At 43.9% G+C, this 24,079-nt stretch carries 20 protein-coding genes, 1 pseudogene and 1 riboswitch; of the genes and pseudogenes, 2 read left to right on the top strand and 19 right to left on the bottom strand.

All coding sequences use genetic code 11. The features are described from left to right. Positions 1-22: 22 nt before the first annotated feature. The 4 genes from yicI to LIQ05_RS17105 all read right to left on the bottom strand — a co-directional run bounded on the left by yicI (position 23) and on the right by LIQ05_RS17105 (position 5,144). Positions 23-2,050, bottom strand: coding sequence for an alpha-xylosidase (yicI, locus tag LIQ05_RS17120; RefSeq protein WP_226822640.1), 2,028 nt, complete (start codon positions 2,048-2,050; stop codon positions 23-25). 25 nt (positions 2,051-2,075) lie between these two features. After that, complete coding sequence (locus tag LIQ05_RS17115; RefSeq protein ID WP_226822639.1) at positions 2,076-2,909, bottom strand: carbohydrate ABC transporter permease; 834 nt, start codon at positions 2,907-2,909, stop codon at positions 2,076-2,078. Beyond that, a complete protein-coding gene (locus LIQ05_RS17110) occupies positions 2,906-3,802 on the bottom strand; it encodes a carbohydrate ABC transporter permease (RefSeq protein ID WP_226822638.1) in 897 nt (298 codons plus the stop codon). Before LIQ05_RS17110 ends, LIQ05_RS17115 begins: the two co-directional genes overlap by 4 nt. A 94-nt stretch (positions 3,803-3,896) precedes the next feature. Further along, complete coding sequence (locus LIQ05_RS17105; RefSeq protein ID WP_226822637.1) at positions 3,897-5,144, bottom strand: ABC transporter substrate-binding protein; 1,248 nt, start codon at positions 5,142-5,144, stop codon at positions 3,897-3,899. A gap of 209 nt (positions 5,145-5,353) precedes the next feature. On the opposite strand from LIQ05_RS17105, the gene LIQ05_RS17100 reads away from it, so the two are divergent. Then, entirely contained in the window at positions 5,354-7,114 is a 1,761-nt protein-coding gene (locus LIQ05_RS17100; RefSeq protein WP_226822636.1) for a sensor histidine kinase, read from the top strand. Next, complete coding sequence (locus tag LIQ05_RS17095) at positions 7,107-7,859, top strand: response regulator transcription factor (protein ID WP_226822635.1); 753 nt, start codon at positions 7,107-7,109, stop codon at positions 7,857-7,859. The genes LIQ05_RS17100 and LIQ05_RS17095 overlap by 8 nt, the downstream gene beginning before the upstream one ends. Here the strand turns inward: LIQ05_RS17095 and LIQ05_RS17090 are convergent. The 15 genes and pseudogenes from LIQ05_RS17090 to LIQ05_RS17020 form a co-directional block, all read right to left on the bottom strand. Beyond that, positions 7,852-8,715 (bottom strand): YitT family protein, encoded by an 864-nt coding sequence (locus tag LIQ05_RS17090; protein ID WP_226822634.1) that lies wholly within the window; start codon positions 8,713-8,715, stop codon positions 7,852-7,854. The two genes, LIQ05_RS17095 and LIQ05_RS17090, sit on opposite strands and share 8 nt — an antisense overlap. Positions 8,716-8,846: 131 nt before the next feature. Then, a complete protein-coding gene (locus tag LIQ05_RS17085; protein WP_226822633.1) occupies positions 8,847-9,947 on the bottom strand; it encodes an ABC transporter ATP-binding protein in 1,101 nt (366 codons plus the stop codon). A 1-nt stretch (position 9,948) separates the two neighbouring features. Then, positions 9,949-11,001, bottom strand: a complete 1,053-nt coding sequence (locus tag LIQ05_RS17080; protein ID WP_226822632.1) for a FecCD family ABC transporter permease — start codon at positions 10,999-11,001, stop codon at positions 9,949-9,951. A 108-nt stretch (positions 11,002-11,109) separates the two neighbouring features. Beyond that, the gene (locus LIQ05_RS17075; protein ID WP_226822630.1) at positions 11,110-12,312 is read right to left on the bottom strand and encodes an ABC transporter substrate-binding protein; all 1,203 of its coding nucleotides are present in this window, start codon (positions 12,310-12,312) and stop codon (positions 11,110-11,112) included. 17 nt (positions 12,313-12,329) lie between these two features. Further along, complete coding sequence (locus LIQ05_RS17070; RefSeq protein ID WP_226822628.1) at positions 12,330-14,840, bottom strand: hypothetical protein; 2,511 nt, start codon at positions 14,838-14,840, stop codon at positions 12,330-12,332. Positions 14,841-15,048: 208 nt separating this feature from the next. Further along, a riboswitch (cobalamin riboswitch) is annotated at positions 15,049-15,241 on the bottom strand. Between the two features lie 54 nt (positions 15,242-15,295). Next, positions 15,296-16,726: a VanW family protein gene (locus tag LIQ05_RS17065; protein WP_226822625.1), complete on the bottom strand. Its 1,431-nt coding sequence runs from the start codon at positions 16,724-16,726 to the stop codon at positions 15,296-15,298. A gap of 29 nt (positions 16,727-16,755) precedes the next feature. Beyond that, positions 16,756-17,076: pseudogene (gene hisI / locus LIQ05_RS17060) on the bottom strand (phosphoribosyl-AMP cyclohydrolase); the annotation flags it as partial. Between the two features lie 154 nt (positions 17,077-17,230). Next, the gene (gene hisB, locus LIQ05_RS17055; protein WP_226822619.1) at positions 17,231-17,818 is read right to left on the bottom strand and encodes an imidazoleglycerol-phosphate dehydratase HisB; all 588 of its coding nucleotides are present in this window, start codon (positions 17,816-17,818) and stop codon (positions 17,231-17,233) included. Then, positions 17,815-19,128 carry a histidinol dehydrogenase gene (hisD, locus tag LIQ05_RS17050; RefSeq protein ID WP_226822617.1) on the bottom strand — a complete coding sequence of 438 codons (1,314 nt, stop codon included), beginning with the start codon at positions 19,126-19,128 and terminating at the stop codon, positions 17,815-17,817. The genes hisB and hisD overlap by 4 nt, the downstream gene beginning before the upstream one ends. A gap of 86 nt (positions 19,129-19,214) precedes the next feature. After that, entirely contained in the window at positions 19,215-19,850 is a 636-nt protein-coding gene (gene hisG, locus LIQ05_RS17045) for an ATP phosphoribosyltransferase (protein WP_226822615.1), read from the bottom strand. Beyond that, complete coding sequence (hisZ, locus tag LIQ05_RS17040; protein WP_226822613.1) at positions 19,847-20,983, bottom strand: ATP phosphoribosyltransferase regulatory subunit; 1,137 nt, start codon at positions 20,981-20,983, stop codon at positions 19,847-19,849. The genes hisG and hisZ overlap by 4 nt, the downstream gene beginning before the upstream one ends. A gap of 243 nt (positions 20,984-21,226) precedes the next feature. After that, entirely contained in the window at positions 21,227-21,772 is a 546-nt protein-coding gene (locus LIQ05_RS17035) for a Holliday junction resolvase RecU (protein ID WP_226822611.1), read from the bottom strand. A 2-nt stretch (positions 21,773-21,774) separates the two neighbouring features. Further along, on the bottom strand, positions 21,775-22,344 hold the full coding sequence (gene lepB, locus LIQ05_RS17030) for a signal peptidase I (RefSeq protein WP_226822609.1): 570 nt from the start codon (positions 22,342-22,344) through the stop codon (positions 21,775-21,777). 1 nt (position 22,345) lies between these two features. Next, on the bottom strand, positions 22,346-23,326 hold the full coding sequence (locus LIQ05_RS17025; protein WP_226822607.1) for an RluA family pseudouridine synthase: 981 nt from the start codon (positions 23,324-23,326) through the stop codon (positions 22,346-22,348). 137 nt (positions 23,327-23,463) lie between these two features. Further along, a complete protein-coding gene (locus LIQ05_RS17020) occupies positions 23,464-24,075 on the bottom strand; it encodes a hypothetical protein (protein WP_226822605.1) in 612 nt (203 codons plus the stop codon). Between the last annotated feature and the right edge of the window lie 4 nt (positions 24,076-24,079).

Below are 24,079 nucleotides of genomic sequence, written 5' to 3'. Positions count from 1 at the left end.
CAGTGCCTGTAAAATCTTTCTATTAAATAACTTTTAATAAAGGATCTCCTTCTCTTACATACAATGGCAGACTGAAGTAATCAAAGGTTCCGGTATGCCACTGGTTTCCCTGTGCAGGTTCTTTGGTAAGAAGATGTACCCAGTTTCCTTCTGGCAGATAAAAATCCTGTTTTCCATCTGAGGAAAATACAGGTGCAACCAGAATGCGGTCTCCCAACATATATTGCTGATCCAGATATGCGCAGTTTCTGTCTTTGGGGTATTGCATGTGCATTGGACGCATTACGGGAAGCCCCTTTTCATGGGCAGTCTGTGCAAGACTGTAAATATAAGGCATAAGCTTCCATTTCAGCTCGGTAAAGTATTTCAGAACCTCACAGGCCTCTTCATCATAATTCCATGGAACACGATAAGAACTGGATCCGTGTAAACGACTGTGGGAAGATAAAAGTCCGAAAGCCACCCACCTTTTGTACAGATCAGCCGATCCATCATCCTCGAAGCCGCCAATATCGTGGCTCCAGAAGCCAAAGCCGCTGTCCATAAGGGAAAGCCCGCCCCTTAAGGTTTCGGCCATGGAAATATACTGGCTGGTGGAATCTCCGCCCCAGTGTACTGGAAATTTTTGTCCGCCTGGTGCTGCACTTCGTGCAAAAAGAACAGCTTCGCTTTCTCCTTTTTCTTTTTTCAGAAGCTCAAATACGCACTGGTTATAAAGATACGTGTAATAATTATGCATTTTTTCCGGATCAGAGCCGTCGAACCATTTTACATTGGTAGGAACTCGTTCTCCGAAATCTGTTTTGAAACAATCCACTCCCACATCCAGAAGTGCTTTCAGCTTATTCTGGTACCAGCTACATGCAGCTGGATTGGTAAAGTCTACCAGTCCCATACCAGCCTGCCACATATCCCACTGCCAAACTCTTCTATTGTCTTTCATCAGAAGATAGCCCTTTTCCATGGCTTCTCCAAACAGAGGTGACTTCTGTGCAATATAGGGATTGATCCAAACACAGATTTTTAAGCCTCGCTTATGAAAACGTTCCAGCATACCTGCCGGATCTGGGAACATATCTTTATCCCAGGTGAAGTTGCACCATTCGAAGCCTTTCATCCAGAAACAGTCAAAATGGAAAACAGAAAGAGGAATATGGCGCTGTTCAAATCCATCAATAAAGCTATTTACAGTAGCCTCATCGTAGTTGGTGGTAAAGGATGTGGTAAGCCATAAGCCAAAGGACCACTTAGGAGGCAATGCCGGTCTTCCGGTAAGGGCGGTGTATTTTTCTATAATTTCCAAAGGGGTAGGACCATAAATAACAAAGTATTCCAGTTCCTCATCTTCTACGGAAAACTGTACGGTTTCTACCTTCTCACTACCTATTTCGAAGCTGACACGTCCCGGATGATTGACAAAGACGCCATAGCCTTTGGTCGTATAATAGAACGGAATATTCTTATAGGAAATTTCACTGGCTGTACCGCCGTCCTCATTCCAGATATCCACGGTCTGGCCATTTTTTACCATAGGGGTAAACCGTTCCCCAAGACCATAAACCAGCTCGCCAACACTTAAATTAAGTCCAGAGACCAGATAGTTCATGCCTTGTTTGTGGTGCATCATTCCCGTAGTTTTGCTCTTGATACAGGTAAGCTCCCTTCCATTTCCATAAAACTTTATTTCAGGGGAACCAGTTTCAAATTCCAGGGAAAGATTTCCTGACTTTAACGTCCATTTTTCTTTTCCGGAAGCTTTTTCACATTTACGTTCCGGACTTTTATCTAAATCACCATACAATTCAAATGATGGACTTTTTACGTAATTTCCAGCGTGATTTACCATGTGGATTCCCAAAATGTCCTTCGCTGGTGCGGTGAAGGTATAGGTCATCATTCCAATGTTTAAGGTATCCCCACGTTCCAGGATCTGTTTATAGGGGGCAAAAGCCAGGAGTTCATTTTCCCGCTCTTCTACCTCATAAATGTCTCTTACATAATCAGCCTGAAATTCATCTCTCACAAGCCAGAAGCCATTGGTAAACTTCATTTTCCATTCCTCCTTTGAAAATCAGTCAGCCTTTTACGGCTCCAGCTACAACACCCTTGATAATAGATTTCTGGAAAATCAGATACAGGATCAGCGCCGGGATAATGATCAGGATCGCAGCAGACATAATGTTCTGCCATTCCATTTTGTACTGTCCCATAAAGCTGTAGGCTGCAAGCTGCAGGGTTTTGCTGCTCTTTCTTCCGCCCAGCATAAGAAGGGGAAGAAGAAAGTCATTCCAGATCCACATTACATTGATGATCGTAACTGTCGCGGTACAGGATTTCAGCATTGGAAAAATAATACGGGTAAAAAGCTGAAACTGGTTGCAGCCGTCAATAAGTGCGCTCTCTTCCAGTTCCAGGGGAATGCCCTTGGCAAAGCCCTGATACAGGAAAATACTCATTGGAGCACCAAGCCCCCAGTAAATAATGGCAAGTCCCCATATTTTCCCATTGATATGTAAAGTGGTGGCTACATTTACCAGAGTAAGCATAAAGGACTGGAACGGGATCATCATAGGCGCAATGCAGAACAGGAAACAGAAACGGCTGTAGCGTGTTTTCACACGTGCCATTTTATAGCCTCCCATGGAAGCAATCACGATAATGCCGAGAGTTCCTATTACTGTGGCAATGAGTGTATTCAAAAAAGTAGCTGGATATTTCATATCATGAAATACATTTTTTATATTGTCACAAGTAAAAGCAGATGGAAGGCTCATAACATCTGTCATGATTTCCTGATAGCTTTTAAAGGCATTGATTCCCACCAGGAAAAGAGGGGAAAGATATAAAAGCAGAAAAAGGATCAGGAATAATTGTATTACACCGTGAAGTGCTTTGCTTTTTTTACTCATGCCTCTACCTCCTTGCCTTTAAAGAAATTAACCTGAATTACGGAGATCACCAGAACGATGATAAAAAGAATTACACTTTTGGCGCTTCCATATCCATAGCGGCTGTTGTTAAATGCAGTGTTGTAAATATCAAGTGCAATTGATGTAGTGGATGTTCCCGGACCGCCGCCTGTCAAGCTGAAGATCAATTCAAACATTTTTAAGGAATTGGCAACAGAATGGAACATGCAGAAGGAAATGGACGGCATGATCAGCGGGATAGTAATTGAGAAAAATCTGCGGACTGCTCCTGCCCCATCCAGGTCTGCGGATTCGTTTAGTTCCGTTGGTACTCCCTGCATACCTGCAACGTAGATCAGAATATAAAAGCCAAGGCTCTGCCAAACAGAAACAATGATGGTGGAGAACACAGCCAGTTGGGAGTCTCCCAGCCAGCTAAGACCGAAAATTCCCCATCCGGTTATGGACATAAGTGCTTCAAATACTCTGGTACAGATAAATTTCCAGATAAATCCAATGATAACAAGGCTTATGATATTGGGAATATAAAAAGCGGCTCTGAAAAATCCTCTGCCTTTGATCTTGGATTCCAGAAGTGCGGCAAAAAAAATGGCAAGTACATTTACGATCAGTACTGTTCCAATGGCATAGATAAAGGTATATTTCAGCGCACTGACAAAGGCGGGATCATTGATAAAAAGCCGGATATAATTTTCGAGTCCGATAAATTCCGATGTTTTTCCAATACCGTTCCATTTACGGAAGGAATAATAAATACACATAACGAAAGGAATTCCTACAAACAGCGTGATGAAGAAAACTGCCGGGGCTACATATCCTGCGAATTCCAATGCTGTTTTTCTGGCCTTTTGTTTCTGGCTGTTTGCCTGCATAAAGAAACCTCCTGTCCTTTTCGGAAAAACAGGGCTGCCGAAATTGTCAGCCGCCCTGTTTTCGTTTTTATTTACGCGATCATTTTATAATAAATTACATTGCATCGTAAGCATCAACAAATAACTGGGTAAGAACCTCTTTTGTCTCGTCGCGGTCTGCATTTCCTGCAACATAGTTCTGGAATGCGGTACCAAATGGCTCTTCTACACCTTCTGGTCCTTTAAAGATCCACCATGGACATGTTACGGAATTATCCTGTGCGGCTGCAGTTTCTGCTGCAAGCTGTGTATCAGGTGCATCTGCGCCGGTAAGTGGGGAGATATCGCCGATAACTGATGGAACCCAGCTTCTTCCGTAATCAGAAGTACACATGTAGTTCAGGAAATCAAGAACCGTATCAAGATTTTCGGAATCTTTTGCTACACGGAAGGTAAGGTTGGACTCAACTGCGAGAACTGCTTTTTCGTCCATGCGAGGCATATAAACATAACCCATATCAATATCAGGGGCAATGGCGCGGATACTTGCCTCGTCCCAGGAGCCATTGTGGATCATGGCAACTTTTCCTGTTGCAAAATCGGAGCACTGAAGGTCGTTGGTGGACTCCATTGGCTTGTCACCACTGTACTCCTTGATCAGATCCAGAAGATCAAGTGCAAAATCAACCTGCGGAAGCTCGCCAAATTTCAGATCTCCGCTTTTCACATCTTCAAAGAGCTTGTCATAATCGCCGTCATAGGCATCACTCATAGACGGATAAACGGTCTGTGGAAGGATCCACCACTCACCAAATCCGGAGCTAAATGGCTGAATACCTGCATCTGTCAATTTTTCACAAACGGTGCGAAGCTCGTCTAAGGTAGTTGGAAGTTCTGTGATTCCAGCCTGCTCAAATAATGCTTTGTTATAGATAAAGCCATGGGACTGAACCAGGAATGGCATTCCTGTAATATGGCCATCTTCTGTTACAGATGTAAGGGTTGTCTCGGAAAAGTTTTTCATAAACTCTTCGTCATCCAGGTTATAAATATAATCTGCATATAAAGTATTGTCGCTGTATGCACTGGAAAGGAACAGGTCCGGAACCTCACCGGAATTTAATCTGGAACGAAGTACGGTCTGGTAATCATTCTGAAGGACTTCCAGCTCAATGGATACATTTGGATGTTCTTCTGTATAATGATCGATCAGATCATGGTAAGCGTCTGTATATTCCGGACCATTAAACATGAAATAAAGCTCTACCGGATCATCGTCTGCCATTACGGTTACAGAACCCATTGTAAGAGAACTGACTGTCATTAAACCGGCCATTAATAAAGCGATTTGTTTCTTATGCATATGCATATCCTCCTTCTTTTTGCTGCTGCCCGTTTCGCCCGCGGCAGCCTGCTTTGTTTTTGGTAATCTAATCATACACTATGCAATATTACAAATAAATAGAAAAAATAAAACTGTTTATGGTAAAAGTTTGATATCTATAATCTGTTCTATTGTGAATAAATACAACAAGTTGTATAATATTGCTATAATAAAAAGGAGCTTTATGTATGAAAAAGAAAATAGAAAATTTATCCATGCAGACGCAGCTGACAGTTGTGATCCTGTCTGTGATCGTTCTTGCATTTGGAATTATTTTATATAGTGGTTATACTGGTCAGGCAAGGTCTTTCGCAGAGGAATATACTTCTTCCACACAGACTATTCTGGAGATGGATGTGGCAAATCTGGATCAGTATATTCAGGGCCTGCGGACCTTTTGCGTACAGCCCTGCCTGAATGTATCTGTCTATAATTCCCTGCTGAAGAGAAAACCTTTTTCCTCTTCTGAGATCAGTGACATAAAACAGGAAATCCAGTCTTCCTATCACAGCAGAACAGATATCCGTTCTTATTCCATTACAGCAATGAATCAGGATTTATGTTTTGAGCGGAATGCAGGGGTTGGGGGACAGCATATTTTATCGACACCTGTAAAAGATACCGAAATATCCAGACCTTATATTGTCTGTGGAAGCAATGACAAATATGAATATCTGGCGCCCCCGGATTCAGAAGATGTATTTTTCCGGTATTATCACTACCTGATCCGCCTGAGAAACCGGGAACCAGTCAGTTTGTCTTATGTGGATGTAGATACTACACAGCTGCGGCTGCTTATGAAAAACCATCAGGATTATGGGCAGATCTTATGCCTGTATAATTCAGATGGTGAACTTTTATATTCCAGTTCTGAGGATATTCGAAATCAGGAAGAAAAAGAAAAGAAGCAGCTTTTTGGGCTTCATTCAGATGTTGAAAATGTAAATATCGGTGGAATTTCTTATCTTGCACTTCGCAGGACCAGTGAAGAGACGGGCATTGTCCTGCTTTCCCTGCTTCCTAAAAGCGCCTGGGATGACCGGGCAAGGGACTTTTTGCTTCCTCTGGTAATGCAGATTGCAGTGATCACTATCTGTCTGATCATTATTGTTACACTCATGATCCAGATGATCACAATTCCCTTGAAGAGGCTGTCTTACCAGATGGGAAAAATGGGTGAAGGAGACTTTTCTCCCACAGCTTTTGGCGGAGGCTGTAAGGAAACCTGTGCATTAACAGAAAGCTATAACGACATGGCGGCCCACATTAATGAATTGATCGAGACCAACTATATTTCCAGCATCAATGAGAAAAATTCCAGGCTCCAGGCGTTGGAGGCCCAGCTGAATCCACATTTTCTCTATAACACTCTTCAGGCGATTGCTACAGAAGCATTGCTTGCAGATTGCCAGGAAATTTATGATATGATTGTGTCTTTGTCTGCAAATCTTCGTTATACCATTAAAGGCGGAGAGCTCGTCCACTTGCAGGAGGAACTTGATTATGTAGACCGGTATATTCTTTTGCAGAAAACAAGACTAGGCGGGCGTCTGGAAGTGACGAAGAAAATTAATCCAAAGGTAAATCTGGCAGTGATTCCAAAAATCAGTATTCAAATGCTGGTGGAAAATGCCATTATACACGGAATGCCGGAGGACGGAGCTGTTCTTCATATTATTATCCGGGTGTGTATGGAAAATAACCGGCTGCTCATCAGTGTATATGACGATGGAAAGGGAATTCTCCCAGAAAAAGTGAAAGAACTGAATGATGTTTTTTCCGGAAAATCAGCAGATACTGGCAATTCCATCGGACTTCCCAATCTTGCAAGCCGTCTGAAAATACTCTATCAGGGAGAGGCTGGTCTGTTTCTGGAATCACAGGGTGATCAGTTTACAGAAGTAAAAATGGAACTTCCAATCAGAAAGAAGGGAAATGAAAATGTATAAAGTACTGATTATTGACGATGAGGCACCTGCTAGAATTGCAATAAGCAGGCTTGGGCACTGGGCAGATTATCATATTACAGAACTTTATCAGGAAACCAACGGTGCTGCAGCTTTAAAAACCATGCGGGAAATAAAGCCCCAGATTGTTTTTGCAGATATGCAGATGCCGGTTATGAATGGCATGGAATTCCTGGAAAAGGCTTCACGTGAATTTAGGGATACCTGTTTTATTGTAATCAGTGGGTATGATTATTTTGATTACGCAAAGGCAGCTTTGAAATGTGGTGCCATTGATTATCTGTTAAAACCAATTGCACGGGAAGAATTGAATGCTGCCATTGATAAAGCAGTCCAGACATTGGGAAATACTGGTACCTGTTTAGAAAAAGAAGTGTCAAAGCTTTCCCCTGATGAAGTTGTCGCCAGGATCCGGCAGGACATTGACCAGAACTATCCACAGCCCCTTAAGATTAGCAGTTATGCGAAGAAGTACTTCTTTACCCAGGAGTATCTGACACGCCTTTTTCGCCAGCATTATGAGATGACCATTCAGGAATACCTTCTTATGGTCAGAATGACCCGGGCAAAAGAACTTCTGGAGGATCCTTCTATTAAGATCCAGGAAGTTGCTGCCCGGGTTGGATATTCCGATAATAATTATTTCAGTAAGGCATTTCGGAATTTTTTTGGCATTACGCCCACAGATTGCAGAAATAAGTGTTTCGTGAGCAGAAATACTAAATAGACCGAAAGCCTTTTCCAATGATCTCACTGCTGTTTACAATGGTAATGAAAGCGTGGGGATCGATCTGTCTTAAATGAATGCGAAGGCGGTTGGTCTCGCTTCTGGTGAGAACAGTCATCAGTACCTTCTGCTCCTGTTTGGTATAAACACCGAAGGCATTTTGCTCAGTTGCAGAACGGTGAAGATCGTTGATAATAAAGTCTTCCACCTGATCCGGGTACTTGCTGATAATGGTACAGACCTTTCGCAGGTTCAGGCTCTCAATGGCGCTGTCTACGACGGTACATTTCAAGATCATTCCCAGGATACAGTAAAGTCCGGTCTGTGCACCGTAAAGGTAAGCGGCGATCAGTACGATTCCAAGATCGCTGACCAGAAGGGCGCGTCCGATCTCCAGACTGGTATACTTGTGCAGGATCATGGCTACAATATCGGTACCACCAGTGGAAGCACCTACGTTAAATACCATGGCCGCTCCTACTGCTGGCAGGATAACCGCGAAGCACAGCTCCAGGAATACATCATGTGTCAGCGGGAAACTAAGCGGATAGATCACTTCACAGGCACTTACATAAAAAGACAGGGCAAAGGAGGAATAAATAGTCCATCCCATAGAACGGATTCCCAGAAAGAAAAATCCGAGTATAACTAGCGCTGCGTTGACGATCCACATGAATGCGCCTACATTCCACTTCGGAAACAGGGTAGACAGGATAATGGACAAACCGGATGTACCGCCAAATGCGAAGTGGTTTGGCGTTTTGAAAATGGAAATTCCAACTGCTGTAAAAATTAATCCCAGATTCAGAATTAAAAAGAAAATCAGGTTATCTTTTGTAAAAATCTTCTTTTTCATAAGTTATTTTATCTCCTCCCTTCAGTAAAATTAGTATAGCGTAAAACATGTGTTCCGTATAGAGTGTTTTTTTCTGTTTTTTATATAATGAGCTTAAAATCCCTCACTGCTTTTGATATAGAGTTTTTTCTTTATACAAACTGCACTTTTCTGCTTTTCTTTGCTGCCTCGATAAGCTCTCCCAGACGCTTATTGCAGCTTCCAACAGGTACGCTTGTACAGATAACCCTGTCACAGCTTTCCATGGCTTTTAAAGCCTTCTGGAAGGTTTCCTCGCTGATTTCCATAAAGGGCTTCTCTGTGATCACCTGATTGGCCAGCAGTCTTGCCAGGCGGTAATCCACATCATTGGTGTATAGAACGCCTGCAATAAAAGGAGTATGCTCCTTCTGAAGCTGCCGGAATATGGGAATACCAGTGCCGTTTCCACAGATCACAAAAGTTTTTGCTTCTCCCTCCGGCTTTGGAAGCTCGATGCTTCCAAACAGCGGATCAAAAAAGCCGTTGTTGATCTCATAAAGATCCCGGATCATATTTTCCTCAAAAATTTCCTCAGGTTTTCCAAAATGGGAAATGGTATCTCCCTTTACACAGATGATCTTATCAGCAATCTTCTGTGCAAGGTCAATTTCATGAAGAGACATGATAACAGTTATCTGCTTTTTCTTCGCCATATCCCGAAGAATAGATAAAAGATCCAGCTTATGTTTAATATCCAGGAAAGAAGTAGGCTCATCCAGGATAATAATATCTGGTTCCTGACAGATAGCGCGTGCAAGAAGCACTCTCTGGCGCTGTCCGTCACTGATATTGTTAAAGTCACGGCTGCCAAGAGATTCTGCATGTACCGCCTTCATAGCTTCTTCTACCTTTTCTTCATCTTCCCTTGTAAGAATGCCAAGCCTTCCTGTATAAGGATAACGGCCGGTTGCCACAATGTCATGGCAGGTCATCAGCTCCGGCTTCATTCTCTCAGTAAGAACTACCGCCATACGGGTAGAAAGATCCCGGAAGGAAAAGGACATCAGATTCTGGTTATCAAAATAGACCTTTCCGCCAATGATCTGCAGCTGTCTTGTAATACTTTTTAAAATCGTGGATTTCCCCGAACCGTTGGGACCAATGAGAGTTACGATCTCTCCCTTTTTTATTCCAATACAAATATCGTGGATCAGTGCCTTTCGATTGTAGCCAACAGAAAGGTTGTCCATATGAAAATAATAATTGTCCATTTTAGTTTCCTCTCTTCTTTCGCAACATCATGAAAATAACAACTGGTGCTCCAAAGATGGAGGTAACGGTGCTGATGTTCAGCTCCAGAGGCGCGAACGCCATTCTGGCGATCAGGTCACACATCATACAGAAAACAGCACCTCCCAGGAAGGTTCCCGGAATGATGATCAACGGTCTGGATGTACCAAAGCTTCTTTTCATCAGGAATGGAACTGCAATTCCAACAAAGGAAATAGGTCCTGCAAAAGCAGTTACTGTTGCAGACAAAATGCTGGAAAGCAGGATTAATGCAACACGGAAAAATTTAATATTCACACCCATACTCTGCGCATAAGCTTCTCCCAGCTGATAAGCCCCGATGGGCTTTGACAGCAGGAACGTAAGGAGCAGGGTGACACCCACAACTGCACAGGAAATGTAAACATTGCTCCAGCTCATACCAGAGAAGCTTCCCTGTGACCATCCATGAAGATTTACAATATTTGAGTCATCTGCAAAGGTTACCACGAAGTCTGTAACGGCGGAACAGATATAACCGATCATGATTCCCGCAACCAGAAGAGTAGCCATGTGCTTGATCCTTTTGGAAATCAAAAGAATAAAGCCAATGGAAATCAAGGAACCGATAAAGGCAGCGATGATCAAAGTATAAGAGGTTACATTCTGGGCGATTTCAAGATAGTAGATCATAGTAAGTGCGACTACCATTTTGGCGCCCGAAGAAATTCCCAGAACAAAAGGTCCTGCAATGGGATTTTCAAAAAAGGTCTGAAGAAGAAAACCAGATAAAGATAATGCACCTCCAAGGATGGCTGCCATCAGGATCCTGGGAAGACGGATCTTCCAGATGATGCTGTATTCCTTGGTGTCAGTGGCTTTTTTCAAAAGGATATTTACGATCTCAGACAGGGAAATGTGAACATTTCCTGTATTGATATTCAAAACTGTGATCAGGCCAAACGCCAGGATCAACAGAACAAAAACCAATGTATAGCGAGATCTTCTCTTAAAGTTCTCCATGTGGAAACTGGTTCCATCGGATTGTCTGTTCATTCTAATTATACTCCATTTATGTTTTGTCTAAGGAAAGCGGACTACTTATCAGAAGTCCGCTTTCAAAGTCTGGTATCTTTTATGTAAATCGCTTATCCGGCAACACAATCAGCTCAGCTTGTGAAGGAAGGTCATATCCTCCTCGTTTCCATCTGTGAACATCAGGTTGAGGTCATTGATCAGTTCTCCGATAGTGTCTGTATGCTGATACATGGAATCATCTGTTACCCAGACATTTCCCTCTTTTACAGCTTTAAAATCAGCCATCAGACTGTCTTTTGCAAGGAGATCATCAATGTTCTTTACAGAGGAATCAATACTGGAATTGTAGATCAGGTAATCTGCGTCTACAGCTGTATTGTAGAACTCCTCCATTGTAATCGATACAGAAGTTTTTCCACTGTCATCCTGAAGATCTGCAAAAACATTTCTTCCGCCCGCAACCTCGATCATGCTGGAGATATAATCCTTCGGGCTGCGGACCACTGGAGAACCGCTGGTATTGATATAGAAGAATGCCACTGTTTTCTCCGTATTGGTGAAATCCTTTAATTTCTCAATGATCTGGGCCTGCTGATCAAAGAAGGTATTTGCTTCCTCTTCCTTATTCATCATCGCACCATAAAGCTTGATCCACTCTGTACGTCCAAGAGGCTGGCTCTCATAACTGGAACGGTCGACGAAAACCGGGATTCCCAGAGTTTCAATCATCTCCTGTACCTTGGGAGCATGCAGAATCATGGTTGATTCAATGGCAAGATCACAATCATCACCTACCAGAAGCTCATAATCCGGTTCATCATATTTTCCGGCAAAGGTCATATCCCCATTGTCGATGGCATCTGCTGCAGCCTGAATATACCAGCCAGAGGCATCCAGACCGGAGAATTTGATGGCGTCAACACTTCCAATTACATCAAACAGGGCCATAGGGGAAGTTGCTGCCATGTAAATCGTATCAAGAGGCTGCTGAAGCACACGGATATCCGCATCCAGTCCCTCTGGCGCTTCTTTTCCTTCCGGAACCACCAGATATCTGGCATCATCATGGACATCCAGAAGCTTGTAGCCATCCTTATAATAATAAACATCAAAGCATTCTGCAAAGGAAAGTTCCATTGTAGATTCGTAGGTAAGACCTGCAATCTCTGGGGCAGCGCTTTCTGTTTCAGAATCAGAAGAAGCCTCAGCAGAAGCCTCTGTGGTTTCTGCATTCTCCTCATCTGCCCATACTGGTGTAATGGCGGTGAGCGTCATTACTGCTGCTGCAAAAATGCTTAAGATCCTATATTTCAGCTTTCGGTTATACATTTCGTTCTCTCCTGTAGTTAAGCCTCATCACTTGTTACAAAAACAGCTTCGTATGCTTTTTCCCATTCTGCCTTTGCTTCCTCATCCTTTTCGTCAGAAGAACGGTCTACGATAAATGGAATCTTCAAGGTGGAATATTTCTCTGCCGCATCCTTCAGCAGTTCCATCTTATCATTTACCTCAGATTCTTCAGCCGGAAGAATATCAGAGGAAAGAATCGCAAGTCCGCACTGGCTCTTTACAAGTGTCTTATAATCTGTATCATCTGATTTTCCCGCAAATACAACAGAGCCATTTTCCAGTGCTGCTGTAAGGCTGTCTACTGTACAGTCCTCTTTCTCCATTCCAAGGCTGGTAACCTTGTCTGTAAGATTCAGTTTATCCAGAATATTAAGGGCATCTGTGGAAGCTACATAAGCAGATTCAACTGGCTGCTGGATCAGAATCACGTCTTTATCAAGACCAGCCGGAATAACAGCACCATCTGGTACGATCAGGTATTTTACAACGTTTCCAGTATAAAGCTGATCTGTGCTGGCAGTCTCATTGGAATCCTGTGCCTTTGTTGTTTCATCAGCTGTTTCTGCTTTTCTTGCTGTATCTGTGGTCATATCTACTTCCAGAAGGGTAATGCCCTTTGCATAGTGATACAGTTTGAAGTATTTTGCATGCTCCAGTTTAGTTTCTTCTTTATACTCGAGTCCTGTGATCTCTGGCGCCTCTTCGTCTAACTTCTTGTTTCCTGTGGAAAGCATGCTGTTATCAGAAGCCGGATTCTCTTTATCGGTCTTCTTCGGATCGTTGGCACCCTTTAAGGCAATGTAAATGGTATATGTAATCTCATGAGCCTGGGACATTCTGGTGGTCATACCGATAATGGTATTATTCTGGTTTAATGCCACCGGAATGGTGAAGGTGGATGTTCCGCCGCCGCATGCTCCGTAGTATTTATTTCCGTTTGCTTTTACATATCCATAGTATTCACTGCTGAATACGATCGTCGCATAAGCCTGTCCGCCGGTTACGGTGATCTTGCTGCAGGAAATGCTTACCTTTCCAGTTCCGCCGGACCAGGAGAAGCTGTCCGGAGTATAGGTTCCGTCTGCCAGAGTAGTGGAACTGTTTACCGCTGCTGTTCCGCCGCTTAAGTCAGATTCATATTTAGACTCTTTTTCCGGTTTTTTATCTGGTTTCGGAGACGGTGTTGGGGTTGGGGTACTGCTCGGGGTTGGGGCTGCTGTAGGTGTTGGGGTAACTGTAGCCGGAGTATCCGTGTTATCATCTGGTGTTTCCGGGTCATCCTGCACATCACCGATTTTGTTCAAGGTTTCTGACTGGAAGGTAAGGATCCTGTCATACCAGATCTGTTTTTTATGGGAAAAAGCAGCGACTGCAATTCCATCATCAAGAGACTCTACCGGAATCTCATAGGTATACTTACCGTCAGCATTTACCACATATGGAACCCATTTCGAGGAATCTGCTGCGGCAGCTTCTTCCTTTGTTCCAAGAAAGAGATAATCGTATCCTGTACCGCTTAAAGTAAGGACAGCAGTCATTTTGCCATTCTTGGAAGTAAGCACACAGTTTACTACACGGAACATGGTTGCGCTGGAATTTACAGTTACGTTATAAATTCCGCTGTCGCATACGTTACCGGCTGGTTTAACAGCAGGGGTTGGGGTAGCGGTTGGTGCCGGAGCTGGGGTCTCGCTTGGAACTGGTGTAACCGTTGGTGTGGGTGCCTTATTGCCTGGAATTGTAATGGTAAATTCTCCGCCTTTGGAATACTGATACCATACGCCGCCCTCTTTTTTACGGATGGCTACCTGATATTTCTGGTCTTCTTCTGTGGAAGGAACTGCAAATTCAAAGGTATAGCCCTCTCCTGTAGGAGTTCCTACACATACATTTTCTGGATCGCTTTTTGCATCTTCCACGCTTCCGAGATAGATGGCATCGTATTTGTCTGTAGCGGTTACGATAGTAACAATTGTTTTGTCTCCCTCGTGTCTTGCAGAAGAGCTTGCAATCTTAAACATACCAAGGGCGCCGGAATCATCTGGCTTATCAATTGTGATGTCCGATCCGTCTGGTTTTACATCTGCTTTTGTTGTGTCATCTGTCTTTCCGGTTTCTTCTTTGGAATCGGATTTTTCGGAAGTTTTGGTATCCTTTGCCTCTTCCTTTTTCTCTTCTGCCGGAGTTACAGTTGCTTCCGGTGTCTGCTCTGGTTCCTGATCCGCTTCTGCTGCAGGAGTCTGCTCCGGAGCTGGTGTTTCGGAAGGGATTTCCTTTGCCGGCTCTTCCGTAGCCGGTGATTCCTCTGAAGAGGCTGTATTAGAAGTATCTTCAGAAGCAGTTTTCTGATCATCCATGTCCGCAGCTTTTTCCTCTGCAGCTGGTGTAGGGGTAGCTGTAACCAGCACATTTACATCCTCCCCCTCTGCCTGTGTGAGCACAGCCGGAGTGATCGTCATTGCTACAGAAAGAAACAGTGCCAGAAAGCGTTTTGAATTTCTTTTCATTTTTCTCCCTCGATTCTTTATAGTTCATTTATATGGTTCTGAATAAATCCAGGCAGTTTCTTGTAAAGAAGCTCATCTGTATACATCAGAAAATTCCAACGGAATATTTTATTACACAAAAATACCTGCTCCAAACAAAGAAGCAGGCACTAAAATTTAAATATTCTGCAGTCAGATATATCATGAGAATGAAGTGCTTTCTTCGGAAGCTTTCATTAACGGATTCAGCAGGTTTCCTGGCTTACAGATCATTACGGAATCTAACCTTCTCAGTAAAATACAAATGGCACGAACAGATTCCATTCCCTGTTTACAGTGACCGGATCGCTCAGGACTTTCACCTGATTCCCTCTTAGCCTGCAGTCTATTCCTGCAAAGGCACTGAAAACGGATTTATTCAATTCATTTCATTATAGCAGACTGCTTTGTCGAAATCAATAGATTGACCTGGCAAATTATTGTTTATATTGGCTGTAGCCAACTTCTTCCTTGCGAAGAAGGGTACCTTCCTCATCATAGACGCTGCGATAGGTCCGGCAAGTATTGGCATCTGAATGTTCGGTAGTGATCTCCACCTGGTTGTTATCTGTTTTCGTACCGTAGATGGATACTGTCACTGCTTCTTCTTTCTCATCGTAGGAAGCGGTGATCTTAACCGGATATGCACTGTTATTCTGGAAACGGAAATCCTGTCCGCCCCATACTACTGCTGCATCCAGTCCGTCCTCCACGTAATCGATCCGCGCCGCGTGATTATGGCGCTCCACAATAGCCAGATCTGACTGGAGACATGCCATATATAAAGTGGTAGAAATCTGGCAGATTCCGCCTCCGATATCCTGGGCATGCTCACCGCCAACGATCACAGTGGCTTCCCGGTATCCTCTTTCCTCTGTTCGTGGTCCAAGGGTATCGTTATAGGAAAAAATCTGTCCGGGCTGAAGCTCTACCCCGTCACATGCTTCCACAGCCAGTTTCAGGTTGGCTACACGGTTATCTGTTCCTCCGCCGTATGTGGTATAAGTACCAAGCAGGTTCAGGTAAGGAAGGGCTTCAATTTCTTCTGTGGACACATCTGGTAAAGTGATTTCCAGCGGAATTGTGACAGTTTCTCCTTCTTTTGCTTTTTTCAGTTTCTTTTCAGCAGATTTTACATTGAAGGAAATGCCCGTAACAGCTGGAATGATCTCATTATTTTCCCCTAAAGAAGCATCCTGCGCCTCTGTATGTACCTCTTCATAATAAACTTCCATATCCAGTTCGTCCGGCGGAGTTTCCTTCGTCGGGCACTCAATAACTGCCTCATAATCCTCAATGGAAATCGCCCTCAGAATTTCCTCCTTCAAGGCATCCATATCAGGTCCGATCCCGGTTTTGCCTTTGGTGATCACTAAATCTGTGTCTGTGAGTTCACAGGAAGTTTGTACGGTGGTGGAGCCATTTAAGATCCCGGCCTCATCCAGAACAGTATCCAGTTCGTCCTTGTTTCTGGCTTCCGGCATAAGAGTGACCTCTTCCTTTGTCTTATTGTTCATAAGCTCAATGCGGTCTGTCCCGTGGGTATACCAGGCACCATGTCCCAAAGAGTAGGCACTTTCTACGATGGACTTCACGTCCAAACCAAGTACCGGATAAACAGATACCTGGAATTTCTTCCCGTTTAAAGTGACAGTCATCTGGGTATCCTGATACTTTTCCTTAAAGTCCCTAGAAATGGCGTCAATTGCCTCTTCCTTTGTCATTCCCTGAATGGCAATGCCATTGACTTTCAATTTCTTCCAGATCACATTATCCGTAAGGAAATGACACCACAGACCATAAGCGCCCACAAGAATCAAAAGCAGGATCAAAACCTTGATCATGCCATTTTTCATTTGTTTTTTCATATAATAATTTTACCTTTGACTGTTTTTTAGAGCAGTGGGGTAAAAAAGCATGTACGGTTTCCAGTGTGACATGCAGCTCCTACCTGCTCTACTTTTGCCAAAATTGTATCATTATCACAGTCAATCGTCAATGATTTTACATATTGAACATGGCCGGAGGTCAGTCCCTTGGTCCAGAGCTCGTTGCGGCTGCGGCTCCAGTAGGTCATTTTCCCAAGCCTTAAGGTGGTAAGGTAGGCCTCCTCATTCATATAAGCCAGCATCAGGACCTCATTTGTCTGGTAATCCTGTACAATGACAGGAACCATGCCGTCACTGTTTAATTTGAAATCGGACCATGACATTTTACTTTTTAATTCTTTCGAATCCATAGTTGGTAAACTCCTTTTCGTATTTTAAATACAAATAATTATGCCACTTGCCTCCATTCAGAAAACAAGTGGCAGTATACGGTATTTATTCTTTTATAAGTTACAGTTTTCCCTTTTGGGGTGGAGTATAACCCTATAGGCTGCCCTTTGTAGAAAGTACGTCTGAAATCCGCGGATCATAAGCCACCGCCATATCCAGTGCTTTGGCAAAGCTTTTGAACATTGCTTCTGCCATGTGGTGGTTATTTCCCTGGGTGAGCACCTTGATATGCAGGTTCATGGCTGCTGTATAGGAAATGGCATAGAAAAATTCTTTCACCATTTCTGTAGACATATCCCCTATTTTTTCACTGGTAAATTCCCCGTCAAAGGAAAGGTAGGGACGTCCTCCAAGATCAACAGCGCAGAGCACCAGACATTCGTCCATGGGAAGGATGCAGCTTCCATAACGGCGGATTCCCTTTTTATCTCCTACCGCTTCTTTGATCGCTGTGCCCAGGACAATTCCTGTGTCCTCAATAGTATGATGATCGTCTACCTGAAGATCTCCCTTTACCTTTACATCCAGATCAAAAAGCCCGTGGCGGGTAAATCCATCTAACATGTGATCAAAAAAGCCCACACCTGTATCCAGGCTGCTTTTTCCAGTTCCGTCCAGCTTCAGCTTTATGGCAATCTTAGTTTCTTTTGTATTACGTTCAACAGTAGCTTCTCTTGTCATGACCGCTCCTTTTTATCCTCGTCCTCAAAACGGACTGCAATGGAATTGGCGTGTGCCGTAAGCTGTTCAGATGTTGCAAACTGGATAATATCCTTGTGGATATCCCGAAGGGCAGATTTGGAATAATACACGATGCTGGATTTCTTGATAAAGTCGTCAACGGAAAGTGCAGAGAAAAATTTAGCAGTTCCGTTGGTTGGAAGAACATGGTTCGGTCCTGCAAAATAGTCTCCAAGAGGCTCGGAGCTGTATTCGCCAATAAAGATCGCACCTGCGTTTCGAACCTTCATCATAACTTCAAATGCATTCTTAGTTACAATTTCCATATGCTCAGAAGCAATCTCGTTAGCCGCTTCAATGGCTTCGTCCATGTCTTCTGCAATGAGAATATATCCAAAATTCTCCAGGGATTTCTCAATGATCTCTTTTCTGGAAAGAACTTTCAGGTAGCCTTCAATCTCTTTTTCCACATTCTGTGCCAGTTCTGTGCTGGTGGTGATTAGGATCGCGGAAGCCATCTCATCATGCTCCGCCTGGGAAAGCAGGTCCGCTGCTACATAATGTGCATTGGCGGTTTCATCTGCCAGAACCAGGATCTCACTTGGTCCGGCAATGGAATCAATGCTTACATGTCCGTATACGGCCTTCTTTGCCAAAGCTACAAAAATGTTTCCAGGGCCGACGATCTTGTCAACCTTGGGAATGCTTGCCGTACCATAGGCAAGGGCACCGATGGCCTGGGCACCGCCCACTTTATAGATTTCGTCAGCACCTGCCTCCTTTGCCGCTACCAGGGTGGAAGGATTTACCATTCCGTCTTTTCCAGGAGGTGTGGTCATCACGATATGGGGTACGCCAGCAACCTTCGCCGGCACAATATTCATCAGTACAGAAGATGGATAAACTGCCTTTCCGCCAGGAACATAAACGCCTACACGGTTTAACGGGGTTACTTTCTGGCCAAGCATGGTACCGTTCTCTGTGCTGGTAAACCAGCTGTTCTGGCGCTGTTTTTCGTGATAGCTGCGGATGTTTACAAGAGCCTTACGGATAACTTCAAGCAAAGAAGCGTCAACTGCTTTATAGGCTTCTTCGATCTCTTCTTCGGTTACGCGGATGGTTTTCGGGGTAACTTCTACTTTATCAAATTCCTTGGTGTAGGAAAAAAGAGCTTCATCCCCTTTTTCCTTCACATTTGCAAGAATATCTGCTACTGCGGCTTCGAATTTGCCGTAATTATTGGGGCTTCTTTTTAAAAGATTTTCCAGAATATCCTTGGTAGATTCCTTTGTTAATCTTACTGTACGCATTGTAATCGGTCCTTCCAACTTAAATTTAAACAGTCTTCAAAATTATTTCGACTTTATTTTCTATGGCGTAATATCAGATACTTCTTTTAGATTACTTTACGCAAATCCTCAATCAGTTTGCTGATCCGCTCATTCTCCATCTTCATGCTTACCTGGTTTACCACCATTCTGGCAGAAAGTGGGCAAACCTCTTCCAATACCTTCAGACCGTTTTCCCGAAGGGTACTTCCGGTCTCCACAATATCTACGATCACCTCAGAGAGCCCCACAATGGGAGCCAGCTCAATGGAGCCGTTCAGCTTGATGATCTCAACGGTCTGGTGCTTCTTATTATAGAAATAATCTTTGGCAATGTTGGGATATTTGGTTGCCACACGGATCAGCTGGTTGGAACTTAAAAGCGGCCGCGCACTCTCTGGTCCGCATACACACATACGGCAGGCTCCAAAGCCAAGATCCATTACCTCATAGAGCTTACGGCCTTCTTCAAGAATCGTATCCTTTCCCACAATTCCAATATCGGCAGCACCATATTCTACGTAAGTAGGCACATCTGGTCCTTTGGCAAGGAAAAAGCGGAGCTTTAATTCTTCATTTACAAAGATCAGTTTACGGGAATCCTTATCTTTCATCTCTTCGCAGGTAATCCCGGCTTTTTCCAACATGGAAAGGGTCTTGTCTGCAAGTCTTCCCTTGGTAAGAGCAAAAGTCAGATATCTCATAATTCCACCTCACAAACCTTCGTTACTTTCTCCGGACGAAGAGCCACATTCTTACCCTGGGCGCGAAGCTCCTTTGCCTTCTGGATTGCCTGAATGCGGTTTTTCTTACGGTAAGTGATCACCGTAACACCCTCTTCTTCCTCCATTTCAATTTTCTGTCTGGACAGTGCCATAAGAAGGTTGTCCACTACAATTGCAAATCCGATGGAAGCAGCCGGTTTTCCGAAATGCTTCATCAGCTGGTTATAACGTCCTCCCTTGATCAGCGCCTCACCAGTACCATACGTATAGGCCTGGAAAATAATTCCAGTGTAGTAATGGTATTTACTTAACATGGCAAAATCAAATGTAACATATTTCTCATAACCATAAACCTTTAGAAGCTCATAAATCTCCTCCAGACGGGCAACTGCTTTTAATGCCTGGGGATTGTCGGTAAGGACTTTTGCCTTCTCCAGAATTTCTGCGGAACCGAACATCTGGGGAAGCTGGGAAAGGGCTTTCGCAAGGGATTTATCCATATGCTTGCTCTTTACAAGCTCCTCTACGCCGAAGTAATTCTTCTGGGAGATCAGCTCCCGAAGCTCTTCTTCCTCTTCCTGGCTCATGCCGGTCTGTGCCAAAATGGCCTTGTAATAGTCCACCTGTCCTACGCTTACCTGGAACTCGGTAAGTCCGGCAGCAAGAAGACACTCTACAGTCATGGCGAGAATCTCTGCATCTGCTTCCGCTGAATCGTCTCCCATACGCTCTACGCCCATCTGGGTGGTTTCTTTTAGTCTGCCACGGAAACTGGAATTATTGATAAAGGTATTGCCTGTGTAACACAGGCTGACCACTTCTTTTTCCGGATTAAAATAGGTAGCACATGCTCTGGAAACGGATGGCGTAAAGTCCGGACGGAGCACCAGTGTATTGCCCTCTCTGTCGAAAAACTTATAAAGCTCCCTGGAGGGAATGGTTCCCACTTCTTTGCTGAATACTTCGAAATATTCAAATGTGGGAGTCTCTATATCTTCAAAGCCATACTGGTGGAATACATGATGGAGCTTCTCCTGAAGCTTTTGTTTCCTGCTGCATTCCTGACTGTAAATATCCCGTACACCTTCCGGCGTATGAAAAATCCTCTGCATATAATGTTTCCTCCATGATGTTTCTTGTTTATTTCGCAGTCTGCCCTCCTCTTCTGATCTCTCAGAGGAGGGGTTGTTAATTGCATAACACTTTATCACACTACCACGATAATATAAAACCAATGTCGATTATAATGGAATCTGATTCCATTGTCAAGACGAACCTTCTTGTGACAGGTACAGCGTGCAAACTTGGGTTACTGTTCACTCTGTGACCAGTAACCGCTTTGTGATGCACAGAAATCATGTATTCCCATGATTTCGCGATTCCAGATCCAGCTTCAATCCCTCTAAATAAGGAATCAGAAAGCCGCCTTTTTTCGGCAGATAGTATTTCTCGTCCAGTTCCTCCCTGCGGAAGCTTTTCCGTCCTCCCTCTTCCATCCGCTTCCAGAACACCAACAGATCACGGAAGGGCAAATAATAGAACAGGTTCAGATGACTGAAAAATATAAGAAAAAATGCCACGCCGTTCTGTTTTTCAAAGTCCTCCATAAACTTCACCTGATGGGGGTGAATGTTCGCCAGAGGAAACGTCTGGGCGCTGCATTCCTTTGCGTCAAAGCAGACAGGGATACCCTGTACTGCACCTATGTAGTCAACGGTACTTCGCTGGTCAAAGTAGGCCAGGGTAATGTGGCGGTTCTCCTTATCCATGCGTACCGGAGTGATGGGAGTTGGGATCTTCTGCACCAGTGCAAGTCCCTTTTCCCTGTATTGTTCATTTGTACGGTTTACAAGGTCCTCCAGGGTAGAACCCCGGAGGCCTCTGCTGTTCCATGTTGCCATGTTTACGGCTCCTCATAGCCAAGAAGCTTAATGGAAGGATAATATCTTACCATTGCCTTTCCCACAATCTGGTCAAAGCGGACGAAGGTATTCTGCCAGTAACGGGAATCCTTGGAATTGTTTCGGTTATCTCCTAACATGAAATAGCAGTTGTCCGGAACCGTATATGGTCCGAAGCTTCCTTTCATCTTCTCTGGAATAAAGGAGTCATCAAGTGCTGTCTCAGACCCATCAATGTATACCTTTCCATCCTTGATCTCAACAGTCTCTCCTGGAAGTCCGATCACACGTTTGATGAAAAGCTGGCTTTCGTCATCCGGATATTTGAAGATCACAATGTCAAAACGCTCAGGATCTTTGACCTTCTTGGAAATCTCATGTCCGAACAGATCCAGGTTAATTCCATACGCCAGGCGGAATCCAAAGATACGGTCTCCGGTCATAATGGTTTTCTCCATGGAGGGAGACGGAATTTTTGCGTTGATCAATACTACGTTGTTGATAACCAGGACTACTGCCACTACAATGATGATCATTTTTATGTAGTCCCATACTTCATGCCAGATTTTCATATTATTTATTCTCCTCTACGTGTTCCTCTTTCAGGATATTTTGAAACAGCTGGGGCAATGGCGCTATGTACTGCCTGCCAGACAAATAGGAAAGCCTTCCTTCTATCCTGGGAATCTCCAGTCTGTATGCGTGGAGCAGCTGGGATTTCAGGCCATATTTTCTACGATATTCTTCATTTAGGGAAGGCCGCCCGTACTTGTAATCTCCAATCAGGGGATGTCCAGTACTGGCAAGATGTGCCCTGATCTGATGGGTACGCCCTGTGATCAGTTCTACCTCAAGCAGTGTAACCTTACCGTTATCTCCAAGAGGATGGTATCTGGTCTCAATGGGAAGTGCCTCTGGTGTTTCATTTTCCTGTATTGTTACTTTATTACATTTTTCGTCTTTATGCAAATATCCTTTGATATATTTTTCATTTTTTAGGACACCTTTTACCAGACATCGATAGAATTTATGAAGGTTTCTGTCATGGAAAAGGGTGGAAAGCTCCTGAAGCCCTGCCAGGGATTTTCCTGCGGCCACAAGACCGCTGGTATTTCGGTCCAGGCGGTTGCACACAGATGGGCGGAAGGTGTGCAGGGAGCTTTCCGTAACGGCTCCTGACTCCAAAAGATAGCCGGTCAGATATTCTACCAGAGAAGGTTCCTTATCATCCGCAGGCTGGGAAAGCATTCCAACAGGCTTATTGATCAGAAGAATATTGTCATCCTCATACACAATGTGAAGCTTCTGGTGGGCTCTTGCTACGGTTTCCTGCGCCCCGGCGAATTTCTCAAAGGTTTCGTCGGAAAGAAAAAGCTTTACATGGTCACCGGAGGTGAGCTTCTCATTCCCGGTGGCTTTTGCTCCATTTAAGGTGATATTCTTTTTGCGGAGCATTTTGTAAAAAAAACTTTTGGGTGCTTCCCGAAGGAGCTTTCCAAGATATTTGTCAAAGCGCTGCCCCGCTTCGTTTTCATTTATAATAAATTCTTTCATATGGATATCCTGTCAAATGTGGAATTAAATTCATTATACTATACTGGAAATATATTCTGTATTTCTCAAATACTGATGTTTCATAAATTAAGCTTCTGCATTTATGGGGAAGCTGCTTAGTTTACACTATTTTAGCATCAGATACACAAATTCAATATCACATGCTTCACCATGTCATCCCTGGTAAAATCAGGATATCTTTCGTCCGGAGTAAAGCGAAGTCCCTCTTCTAAGGATTCCCTGTGCTCGTTCATGGAGTCCAGCCGCTCCAGGAAAGGGCGAAGCTCACTTAAGATCTTTACATCTACCTTATAACCATTTTTACGGATCAGCTTCTGGGCTTCTGCCGCCATAAAATTCGTATCAGCTTTCGGATCACTGGTGTAACCCACAACTGTATTTCCGCATACGGCAATGGCATCTATGGCGCACTTCTTTTCATAAAAAGTCATGTACATCTCATATGCCATTACAAGCTCTCCCTGATGAGCGTTGATCTTCTTGTACAGAGCCGGATCTACGGGCCTGGCCAGATAAACCATGATCACATCTACCACTGCCTTACAGCCTGGAAGGGAGCCAACCAGTGCAATGATGGTCCAGATGGAATTTCTGGTGCCAAGATAGATCCACATACTGATGAAAATAAAAACGGGGACGCCAAGCATGATCGCGGCAATGATGATCCTCCGTTTCCGCTCACGCTTCAGGTATCCGAATTCTCCTTTGTTCGTCTGCGTTAATTTCATGAAA

The organism is Blautia glucerasea (genome assembly GCF_020537505.1).
GTDB lineage: Bacteria > Bacillota > Clostridia > Lachnospirales > Lachnospiraceae > Blautia_A.
Note: the sequence above shows the minus strand (reverse complement) of the source record. Positions and strands in the feature narration are given on the sequence as shown.

Excerpts from the sequence above, each read along its gene's own strand:
- yicI (WP_226822640.1), bottom strand. The coding sequence starts at position 2,050 with ATGAAGTTTACCAATGGCTTCTGGCTTGTGAGAGATGAATTTCAGGCT.
- LIQ05_RS17115 (WP_226822639.1), bottom strand. The coding sequence starts at position 2,909 with ATGAGTAAAAAAAGCAAAGCACTTCACGGTGTAATACAATTATTCCTG.
- LIQ05_RS17110 (WP_226822638.1), bottom strand. The coding sequence starts at position 3,802 with ATGCAGGCAAACAGCCAGAAACAAAAGGCCAGAAAAACAGCATTGGAA.
- LIQ05_RS17105 (WP_226822637.1), bottom strand. The coding sequence starts at position 5,144 with ATGCATAAGAAACAAATCGCTTTATTAATGGCCGGTTTAATGACAGTC.
- LIQ05_RS17100 (WP_226822636.1), top strand. The coding sequence starts at position 5,354 with ATGAAAAAGAAAATAGAAAATTTATCCATGCAGACGCAGCTGACAGTT.
- LIQ05_RS17095 (WP_226822635.1), top strand. The coding sequence starts at position 7,107 with ATGTATAAAGTACTGATTATTGACGATGAGGCACCTGCTAGAATTGCA.
- LIQ05_RS17090 (WP_226822634.1), bottom strand. The coding sequence starts at position 8,715 with ATGAAAAAGAAGATTTTTACAAAAGATAACCTGATTTTCTTTTTAATT.
- LIQ05_RS17085 (WP_226822633.1), bottom strand. The coding sequence starts at position 9,947 with ATGGACAATTATTATTTTCATATGGACAACCTTTCTGTTGGCTACAAT.
- LIQ05_RS17080 (WP_226822632.1), bottom strand. The coding sequence starts at position 11,001 with ATGAACAGACAATCCGATGGAACCAGTTTCCACATGGAGAACTTTAAG.
- LIQ05_RS17075 (WP_226822630.1), bottom strand. The coding sequence starts at position 12,312 with ATGTATAACCGAAAGCTGAAATATAGGATCTTAAGCATTTTTGCAGCA.
- LIQ05_RS17070 (WP_226822628.1), bottom strand. The coding sequence starts at position 14,840 with ATGAAAAGAAATTCAAAACGCTTTCTGGCACTGTTTCTTTCTGTAGCA.
- LIQ05_RS17065 (WP_226822625.1), bottom strand. The coding sequence starts at position 16,726 with ATGAAAAAACAAATGAAAAATGGCATGATCAAGGTTTTGATCCTGCTT.
- hisB (WP_226822619.1), bottom strand. The coding sequence starts at position 17,818 with ATGACAAGAGAAGCTACTGTTGAACGTAATACAAAAGAAACTAAGATT.
- hisD (WP_226822617.1), bottom strand. The coding sequence starts at position 19,128 with ATGCGTACAGTAAGATTAACAAAGGAATCTACCAAGGATATTCTGGAA.
- hisG (WP_226822615.1), bottom strand. The coding sequence starts at position 19,850 with ATGAGATATCTGACTTTTGCTCTTACCAAGGGAAGACTTGCAGACAAG.
- hisZ (WP_226822613.1), bottom strand. The coding sequence starts at position 20,983 with ATGCAGAGGATTTTTCATACGCCGGAAGGTGTACGGGATATTTACAGT.
- LIQ05_RS17035 (WP_226822611.1), bottom strand. The coding sequence starts at position 21,772 with ATGGCAACATGGAACAGCAGAGGCCTCCGGGGTTCTACCCTGGAGGAC.
- lepB (WP_226822609.1), bottom strand. The coding sequence starts at position 22,344 with ATGAAAATCTGGCATGAAGTATGGGACTACATAAAAATGATCATCATT.
- LIQ05_RS17025 (WP_226822607.1), bottom strand. The coding sequence starts at position 23,326 with ATGAAAGAATTTATTATAAATGAAAACGAAGCGGGGCAGCGCTTTGAC.
- LIQ05_RS17020 (WP_226822605.1), bottom strand. The coding sequence starts at position 24,075 with ATGAAATTAACGCAGACGAACAAAGGAGAATTCGGATACCTGAAGCGT.